Below are 8,690 nucleotides of genomic sequence, written 5' to 3'. Positions count from 1 at the left end.
CCTGGCGAACCGGAGGTTCACTGCTGAGGCAACGATCAGTTCACCCGGAGGTATTGACATGAGGCATCACGGACGACGAGTTGACTCATCGAAGATGCCCGCGTAGCTGGAGTCGTTGACTCATCTGAAGATGCCCGCGTGGGTCAGACTCGGGGATGGAGTTGACGATGGCGACACGTAGAGCGGTCACGCAGGCTCAGCTGGCGAAGTGGCCCAAGGCATCACGGGCCGAGAAGTCAGCCATCCTGGACGCCGTGGTCCAACTCACCGGCTGGCATCGCGACCATGCCCGCAAGGCAATCAGGACACTGCTGGCCGACCCCGACCGGGCAACCCGACCCCGAACAGCGCGGGAGCCAGTGCGCACCTACGACGACGCCACCGTCGCGCTCCTGGCCCGCTGCTGGGCGATCCTCGACGGCCCCTCAGGCAAACGCCTCCACCCCGCCGTGCCTGACCTGCTGTCCAACCTGGCCCGCCACGGCCGCCTCACCCCCACCGAGCAAGCAGTGGTCGAGGCCGTGCTCCGCATGTCACCGGCCACCATCGACCGCCGCCTCGCGCCCCACCGTCAGGGACTGGTCGCAGGCAAGGGCCTGTCACACACCCGCCCCGGATCACTGCTGAAGACCTCGATCCCGCTCAAGACCTGGGCCGAGTGGAACGACACCATCCCCGGGATCATCCAGATCGATCTGGTCGGACACGAAGGCGGCGACAACAACGGCCACTTCCACTACACCCTCGACGCCACCGGCTGGACCGAGACCATCACCGTCAAGTCCAAGGGCGAACGCATCGTCGCCACCGCCCTCGAACAACTACGCCTCCGGTTCCCCTTCCATATCGCCGGCATCCACTCCGACAACGGCTCGGAGTTCATCAACCACCACCTACTGCGCTGGACCACCAGCAACCAGATCAGCTTCTCCCGCGGCCGGGCCAGCCACTCCAACGACCAAGCCCACGTCGAACAGAAGAACTGGTCCATCGTGCGCCGCAACGTCGGTTACTACCGCTACGACACCCCCCGCGAGCTGGACCTCCTCAACCAACTCTGGCCACTGATCTCGATCCAGACCAACCTGTTCCTGCCCCAGCAACGCCTGATCTCCAAAACCCGCACCGGCGCCCGCGTGCAGAAACGCCACGACACCGCAGCCACCCCCATGCACCGCCTACTCACCGACTACAGCGACCTCGTCCACGACCACGACGCACGCCACCTCGACACCCTCCACCGCGACACAGACGTCGAAGACCTCAAACACCGCATCGCCGACATCCAAGGCAACCTGCTCGAACTCGCCCGCCGCCGGGGCGCCGTCCAACGCCGCGCCAAGACCAACCACGTCTACCTCTCCCGCCGGAAGATCAGCGATCCGAAGCGGGCAAACCCAGATGAGTCAACGACTCAAACCAAGCGGGCATCTTGACATGAGGCAACAGGGACGAACTAGCCTCGCGCTTTCATGACGGTGGGTGGACTGTAGCGGCCTGAGATGGCGAAAGTGCTCCTGACTTGGGATGATGTGACTTGTCTAGAGAAACATCGACCAACAAGAAGGAGCACCTTCGAGGTGAAGAGTACCGGCTCGTATCCCAGGGTTCATGTCGATACGGCCAAGGTGACCGCGGTCGGGCAGGCGGGCGGGATCCTGCTGACCGAAACCATCCGCGCGGCCGGCCTGGACCGGGCCCTGTCGGAGGCGCTGTCGCGGTGGCGGAAACCGTTGGCGATCCACGACCCGGGCAAGATCATCTGTGATCTGGCGGTGTCGCTGGTGCTCGGCGGTGAAGCGTTGAGTGACCTCGCTACCCTCCGTGCTGAACCAGGGGTCTACGGCCCGGTGGCGTCGGATCCGACTGTGTCGCGCCTGATCGCGGCCCTGGCCGAGGACGCAGACAAGGCCATCAAGGCGATCGCCGGAGCCAGGCAGCAGGCCCGCGCCACGGTCTGGGCCCTGGCCGGTGAGCATGCCCCCGACCACGAGTCGACTGCCGAGGATCCGGTGGTGATCGATCTCGACGCGTCGCTGATCACCGCCCACTCGGAGAAGCAGCGCGCGGCTGCGACGTTCAAACGAGGCTTCGGGTTCCACCCGTTGATGGCGTTCGCCGACCACGGACCTGAGGGCACCGGTGAAGCCCTGGAGGTCCACCTACGCCCCGGGAACGCCGGCTCGAACACCGCCGCCGATCACATCACCGTCACCAAACAAGCTCTCGCGCAGCTCCCCGACCGGAACCCGCGGCCCGGACGCCGCGTGCTGATCCGCGCGGACGGGGCCGGCGGCACGAAGGAGTTCACCAAATGGCTGACCGGGCGCAGGGTGGCGTACTCGGTCGGTTTCACCCTCCCCATGGACACCCCCGACCTCTACCACCTGGTCCCGGAGTGGGTTTGGGTGCCGGCCCTCAACAGCGATGGCGAGGCTCGCGAGGGGGCCGATCTTGCTGACTTCACCGGACTGCTGGATCTCGACGGCTGGCCTGCCGGGATGCGGGTGATCGTCCGCCGCGAACGGCCCCACCCCGGCGCTCAGCTGCGGTTCGACGACGTCGACGGCTACCGACTCACCGCCTTCGCCACCAACACCACCCTCGGCACCCTCCAGCAGCTGGAGCTCAGGCATCGTCGACGCGCCCGCTGCGAAGACCGGATCCGGATCGCGAAAGACACCGGCCTGGCCAACCTCCCGTTGCACGGGTTCGACCAGAATCGGATCTGGTGCCAGATCGTCGCGCTGGCCTCCGAGTTGCAGGCCTGGAGCGTGATGCTGGCCCTGGCCGGTCATGAAGCCCGCCGTTGGGAACCGAAACGGCTCCGCTACCGGCTCTACACCATCCCCGCGACCCTCGCCAGAAGAGCCCGCCGCACCGTCGTCCACTTCAGCGACCGATCCCGCTGGGCCGAGCTGATCATCGACAGCATCACCCGACTCCGAAACCTCCCGGCACCCGCCACCTGACCCTCAGACCTCCACATGTCCCTCTGAATCTTGCAGCTCCCGGCCTGGAAACCCGCACCGCAGCGTCACGCGGGGTCTTGTCGCACCCACCTGCAAGAATCGGAACAACCTCGACGCCACCAGCGCCGACCAGCCCCACACAGGGCCGTCATGAAATATCGAGGCTAACCTCGTGCTTTCACGCCGGTGGGTGGACAGTAGCGGGTTGAGATAGCGAAAGTGCCCCTGACTTGGGATGATGTGACTTGACTAGAGAACACATCGACCAAGATGGGGGCACCTTCGAGGTGAACAGTACCGGTTTGTATCCCAGGGTTCATGTTGATACCGCGAAGGTGGCCGCGGTGGCCCAGGCCGGCGGGGTCCTGCTCACGGAAACAATCCGCGCCGCGGGGCTGGATCGGGCCCTGTCGGAGGCGTTGGTGGGGTGGCGGAAGCCGTTGGCGGTCCATGACCCGGGCAAGATCCTGCTCGACCTGGCGGTGTCGCTGGTGCTGGGCGGGGATGCGTTGAGTGACGTCGCCGTGCTGCGCGGCGAGCCGGGGGTCTACGGCCGTGTGGCGTCGGATCCGACGGTGTCGCGGCTGATCAAGGCCCTGGCCGAGGATGCGGACAAGGCGATCAAGGCGATATCGGTGGCGCGGCAGCAGGCCCGAGCCACCGTTTGGGGTCTGGCCGGCGTCCATGCGCCCGACCACGGCGCTACCGCTGAGCAGCCGCTGATTATCGACTTGGATGCGTCGCTGGTCACCGCGCATTCGGAGAAGCAGCAGGCTGCTCCGACGTTCAAACGCGGGTTCGGGTTCCACCCCCTGTTGGCGTTCGCCGACCACGGCACGGACGGAACCGGCGAAGCACTCGCGGTCCATCTGAGGCCGGGGAACGCGGGCTCCAACAAGGCTTCGGATCACATCGCCGTGACCAGGGCCGCGTTGGCGCAGCTCCCCGACCAGAACCCGCGGCCAGGACGCCGGGTGCTGGTCCGCGCGGACGGCGCCGGCGGCACGAAAGACTTCACCAAGTGGCTGACCGGGCGAAGGGTCGTGTACTCGGTCGGGTTCACCCTCCCCATGGACACCCCCGACCTCTACCACGAGATTCCCGAATGGGTGTGGCTCCCGGCGCTCAACGCGGATGGTGAAGCCCGCGACGGGGCCGATCTGGCCGAGTTCACCGGACTACTCGACCTGTCCGGCTGGCCCAAGGGGATGCGGGTGATCGTCCGCCGGGAACGACCTCACCCCGGCGCTCAGCTGCGGTTCGATGATGTCGACGGCTACCGGCTCACCGCCTTCGCGACCAACACCACCCTCGGCACCCTCCAACAGCTCGAGCTCCGGCATCGCCGGCGGGCCCGCTGCGAAGACCGGATCAGGCAGGCGAAGACCACCGGGCTGGCGAACCTCCCCCTGCACGGGTTCGACCAGAACCGCATCTGGTGCCAGATCGTCGCCCTGGCCTCCGAGTTACAGGCCTGGACCGGGATGCTGGCGCTGACCGGTCATGAAGCCCGGCGTTGGGAACCGAAACGCCTCCGCTACCGGCTGTTCAGCATCCCCGCCACCATCGCCCGAAGAGCCAGACGCATTCACCTCCACCTCAGCGACCGATCCCCATGGGCCGAGCTCATCCTCACAGGCATCACCAGACTCCAAGGACTCCCAGCACCAGCGACCTGACCCCGCGGCCCCGACCATCCGCCTCGATCCTGGAACACCCCCTCGGCCTGGAAACCCCGCCCACCGTGAGCGACACGCGGCGCCTTGTCACACCCAGCTGCAAGAATCAGATACAACCTCGACGCCACCGGCGCCGACCAGCCCTACACAGGCCCGTCATGAAAGATCGAGGCTAGGTAAGATCATGTGGAAAGTTTTGGAGGCATAAAGATGACGGACATGATTGAGCGCGACTCAGCGACACCGATCTATCAGCAGCTCGAGGACATCTTTCACGCGAAGATCGCCAGTGGTGAGTGGGCACCCGAGCAGCGCATCCCGTCGGAGAACGAGCTGAACCGGGAGTACAGCCTGAGCCGCATGACGATTCGTGGTGTGCTCAACAAACTGGCGGGTGATGGTCTGCTCATCCGCGTTGCCGGCAAGGGCACGTTCGTCGCCCCGCAAAAGATCAACGCGGTCTCTCCTGCATACAAAGGAATCCGTGAGCAGCTCGAAGCGCTCGGGTACGACATCGCGACGACGTTGATTTCTTCGGAGCGCGTTCCCGCGCCGACGAGAGTGCGTGAGCACCTGAATCTGCCGGCGGGCGCCGACGTCATCGCCATCATACGACTGCGGACGGTAGACGGGAAGCCTCTGAGCATCCACCGCTCCTTCGTGCCAGCGAGCCTCGCGCCGGGACTGGATCAGCTGGATGTCGTCAACGAGCAGCTGTGCGTGGTTCTCGAAGACGAATTCAATCTGTCGATGAAGAGCGTCTCCGAAGATCTGGAAGTCATCGCCGTCGAAGGAACCGACGCCAAGCTGCTGGAGCTGCGCAAGGGCGACCCGGCACTGCTGTTGACGGATGTCATCACGGACCCGGCAGGGACGGCCTTTGAGTACTCGACCATCGTCTTCCGCGGCGATACGGTGCGGCTGAAGTTCGATTACAAGCGTGAGTGAACCCGCCGTGGTGGATGACTCGGGGTCCACCACAGCGGGTCCGCCTAGCGGACGAGCAGCCGAATGCGCTCGTCCAGTCCGGCGGCGTCAAGCGCGTATCGAGCAAGCAGTCCTGAGTACGTACCGGTGACGATGTGCTCATGCGGCAACCCGATGGCGTGCACGGGAATTCCCGAGGATGCCAGAGCCTCGCCAACGGCCGCGGAGAGACCGCCGCGGGTGTAGTGCTCCTCGACGGTGATGACGCGTCCGGTGCGATGAGCGGACGCGCGGATAAGCGCCGCGTCAACAGGTTCGACAGTTGGCATCCCGATGAGGTCCACATCGATGCCGTCGTCCGCGAGCCGTTGCACCGCGACCACGACCTCCGGGGTGATGGTCCCCGTCGTGACGACCGTTGCGCGAGACCCTTCCCGAATCATCCGCCCTTCCCCGATGGTGAACGGTGCCTGTGGGAACAGATCGGGGATCGATGGGCCCCCGATGCGCATGTACACGGGCCCGTCGTGCTCAATCATCGCCTTCGCTGCCTCCCGGATCTCTCCGGGGTCCTGGGGTGAGAGGACGACGACACCGGGGAGCATGCGGATGATTGCATAGTCTTCGAGGGAGTAGTGTGTGGGCCCGAGGTCGGAGTAAGTGATCCCTCCGTTGCGACCGACGATCTTGACGTTCTGACCCATGTACGCGATGTCATTGCGGAATGCTTCGTAGTTCCGGTTGGTGACAAACGCTGCGATGGCCGCGAAGACGGGGATCTTGCCGGTCGACGCGAGACCTGCGGCGACGCCCGTCGTTCCGTGCTCCTGAATGCCGAACTCATAGTAGCGGTCGGGGAAGCGCTCGCGGAATGAGCCGAACCCCGACGACAGCCCGCTGTCGGCGGAGAGGACGACGACACGGTCATCGTCCGCAGCGAGGTCGGTCACTGCTTGCCCGAAGGTCTTTCGCGGATCGATAAGAGTAAGCGTCTCAGCAGCCATGGTCGTTCCATTCGCGCAGGTTGTCGATGCGGGCGTGCACTTCACGTTCGGCTCGGTCGAGCTCCTCGACCGTCGGCTTCCAGTAGTGCGATGCAAGGGTTCCCTCCAGGAAGCTGATGCCCTTCGCCTTCGTCGTGCGAGCAACGACAACGGTCGGCCGGCCCTTTTCGCCATCCGCAACGCTGACAGCGTCGAGGACGGCATCGATATCGTTCCCGTCGATGGTGACGGTATTCCACCCGAACGCCGCGAACTTGTCGGCAATCGGCTCCATGTTCATGACTTCAGCGGTCGGCCCGGAAATCTGCAGATCGTTGACATCGACGAAAGCGACGAGGTTGTCGAGTCGGTGGTGCGCAGCAATCGACGCCCCTTCCCAGTTCGCCCCCTCGGGGAGCTCACCGTCCCCAAGGATGGTGAAAACCCGTCCTCCGTTGCTCGCGGCACGGAGGCCCAGTGCCATCCCTGCAGCAATCGACAGCCCGTGACCCAGGGCACCCGTATTCGCTTCGATGCCCGGAAGCTTGTGAAGGTCGGGGTGACCGCCGAGTTTGCTGCCGACAGAGCCGTACGTGTCGAACAGCGCCTCCTCGAAGTAACCGCGACGCCCGAGAACTGCGTACTGTGCCATTGCTTTGTGGCCCGCGGACAGCAGGAACCGGTCGCGATTCGGGTCCTTCGGGGCTTGCGGGTTGACGCGCATGGTCGCGAAATACAAGGCGGTCACGATGTCGATGCACGAGAGCGCCCCGCCGAGGTGGCCAGAACCGCCTGCCCGCACCATCCGCAGGACGTTGAGGCGTGCGAGCTCCGCCTCGATCTGCAGCGGGATGGTATTCATACGCGAGTGTTCTCGGTTTCGTAGTCGTACAGAGCGGCGAGCTTCGGCGCACTCCGCTCGTTCTCCACGTACGACACCGACAGGTACTCGCGAACGAGTCGCTTGACCGACTCGACGCCGGTGACCTGAGCTCCGAAAGCGACCATGTTGGCGTCGTTGCTTAGCTGTGCACGCTCGGCCTGGTACGCATCCGTGAGCAGGGCGCAGTATGCGCCGGGAACCTTATTCGCCGAGATGGAGACGCCGATGCCGGTGCCGCACATCACGACACCACGCTCGACCTCCTTCGCCGCGACGCTTTCCGCCACCGCAATGGCCGTCTTCGGATATAGGGGGTCGTCGGAGCCGAAATCGCGAACCTCGTGGCCGAGCTCGCGAAGGTAATCAGCGACGGCATCCTTGAGGGTTGTTGCGTTCGGGTCGCAGCCAATTCCAATCAACATGCATGTCTCCTATCTATACCTGTATAGGCCTGTATATCTGAGGATAGACCAAATCGACGTAAGATGGAAGATCGGGCTGGATGGTCCGCCCATCGAACTGGGAGACAGCATGGCCAGAGATGCCCACCCCACTCCGCTCGATAGTGCGGACGTTATTCTGGCTCTTCCCAGATGAGGGTGTAGGTCGGCCGGGCGCGTCGGTCCGCAGATAGGCGTCGAGGTCTCCCGACGATGGAGGTTCCTAACCTCGATCGTTCATGGCGGAGTGAGCGACGCGTGCTGCATATAGGCCGGAGTGCCTTCTGACTACGGGATACTTGGACATGCGACTGTTCAAAACCCCTGAAGCGGAAGGCACTCCGTAGGTGAAGCGTACTTCGTGGTCCACCGGTATGTCCGTGACCGGCGATGGCGGCGCGGTGATCGCCCACGCCGGCAGCATCGGGCTGAGGATGCTGGCCGAGAACACCGGCCTGACCGGAGCCCTGTCGACGGCGATGGCCCGGCGTTCGTTCATCCCCTCGGTGCATGACCGTGGCCAGGTACTGACCGATGTCGCGGTGCTACTCGCCGACGGCGGCGAGGCGATCTCCGACATCGACGTCCTGCGCCACCAGAGGCAGATCTTGGGGCCGGTTGCGTCTGCTCCGACGGTGTGGCGTGCGTTGGATGAGGTCACCGACGCCAGGCGGAGGAAGATCGCCACGGCCCGGGCCCGGGTCCGGCGCCACGTGTGGTCCCAGCTGACAGCCACTGGCGGGGTTCTGGCTTCGAAGGTCGCCGGGACCGATCTGGGTGAGACGGTCGTGTTGGATGTCGATGCC

8 protein-coding genes are annotated in these 8,690 nt (G+C 64.9%); 5 read left to right on the top strand and 3 right to left on the bottom strand.

Annotated elements, in window-relative coordinates:
* The first annotated feature begins 167 nt into the window (after positions 1-167).
* From ABEA30_RS10160 to ABEA30_RS10145, 4 genes are all read left to right on the top strand, one after another.
* Positions 168-1,436, top strand: coding sequence for an integrase catalytic domain-containing protein (locus ABEA30_RS10160; protein WP_345582455.1), 1,269 nt, complete (start codon positions 168-170; stop codon positions 1,434-1,436).
* 144 nt (positions 1,437-1,580) lie between these two features.
* Entirely contained in the window at positions 1,581-2,972 is a 1,392-nt protein-coding gene (locus ABEA30_RS10155) for an IS1380 family transposase (RefSeq protein ID WP_345582453.1), read from the top strand.
* A 287-nt stretch (positions 2,973-3,259) separates the two neighbouring features.
* Positions 3,260-4,651, top strand: coding sequence for an IS1380 family transposase (locus ABEA30_RS10150; RefSeq protein ID WP_345582457.1), 1,392 nt, complete (start codon positions 3,260-3,262; stop codon positions 4,649-4,651).
* A gap of 219 nt (positions 4,652-4,870) precedes the next feature.
* The gene (locus tag ABEA30_RS10145; RefSeq protein ID WP_345582451.1) at positions 4,871-5,599 is read left to right on the top strand and encodes a GntR family transcriptional regulator; all 729 of its coding nucleotides are present in this window, start codon (positions 4,871-4,873) and stop codon (positions 5,597-5,599) included.
* Positions 5,600-5,643: 44 nt separating this feature from the next.
* On the opposite strand, the gene ABEA30_RS10140 is transcribed toward ABEA30_RS10145, so the two are convergent.
* From ABEA30_RS10140 to ABEA30_RS10130, 3 genes are read right to left on the bottom strand one after another with little or no spacing between them, the layout of a single operon-like run.
* Positions 5,644-6,582: a transketolase family protein gene (locus tag ABEA30_RS10140; protein ID WP_042540843.1), complete on the bottom strand. Its 939-nt coding sequence runs from the start codon at positions 6,580-6,582 to the stop codon at positions 5,644-5,646.
* The gene (locus ABEA30_RS10135) at positions 6,572-7,423 is read right to left on the bottom strand and encodes a transketolase (RefSeq protein ID WP_345582448.1); all 852 of its coding nucleotides are present in this window, start codon (positions 7,421-7,423) and stop codon (positions 6,572-6,574) included. The genes ABEA30_RS10140 and ABEA30_RS10135 overlap by 11 nt, the downstream gene beginning before the upstream one ends.
* On the bottom strand, positions 7,420-7,866 hold the full coding sequence (locus ABEA30_RS10130) for an RpiB/LacA/LacB family sugar-phosphate isomerase (protein ID WP_345582446.1): 447 nt from the start codon (positions 7,864-7,866) through the stop codon (positions 7,420-7,422). The genes ABEA30_RS10135 and ABEA30_RS10130 overlap by 4 nt, the downstream gene beginning before the upstream one ends.
* A 365-nt stretch (positions 7,867-8,231) precedes the next feature.
* Between ABEA30_RS10130 and ABEA30_RS10125 the strand changes: the two genes are divergently transcribed.
* The coding region (locus tag ABEA30_RS10125; RefSeq protein WP_345578031.1) for a transposase at positions 8,232-8,690 on the top strand (459 nt) is incomplete at its 3' end.

The organism is Tessaracoccus lubricantis (assembly GCF_039544535.1).
In the GTDB taxonomy this organism is placed as follows: domain Bacteria; phylum Actinomycetota; class Actinomycetes; order Propionibacteriales; family Propionibacteriaceae; genus Arachnia; species Arachnia lubricantis.
The sequence above is the reverse complement of the archived record's forward strand: the minus strand, read 5'-3'. Positions and strand labels throughout refer to the sequence as shown.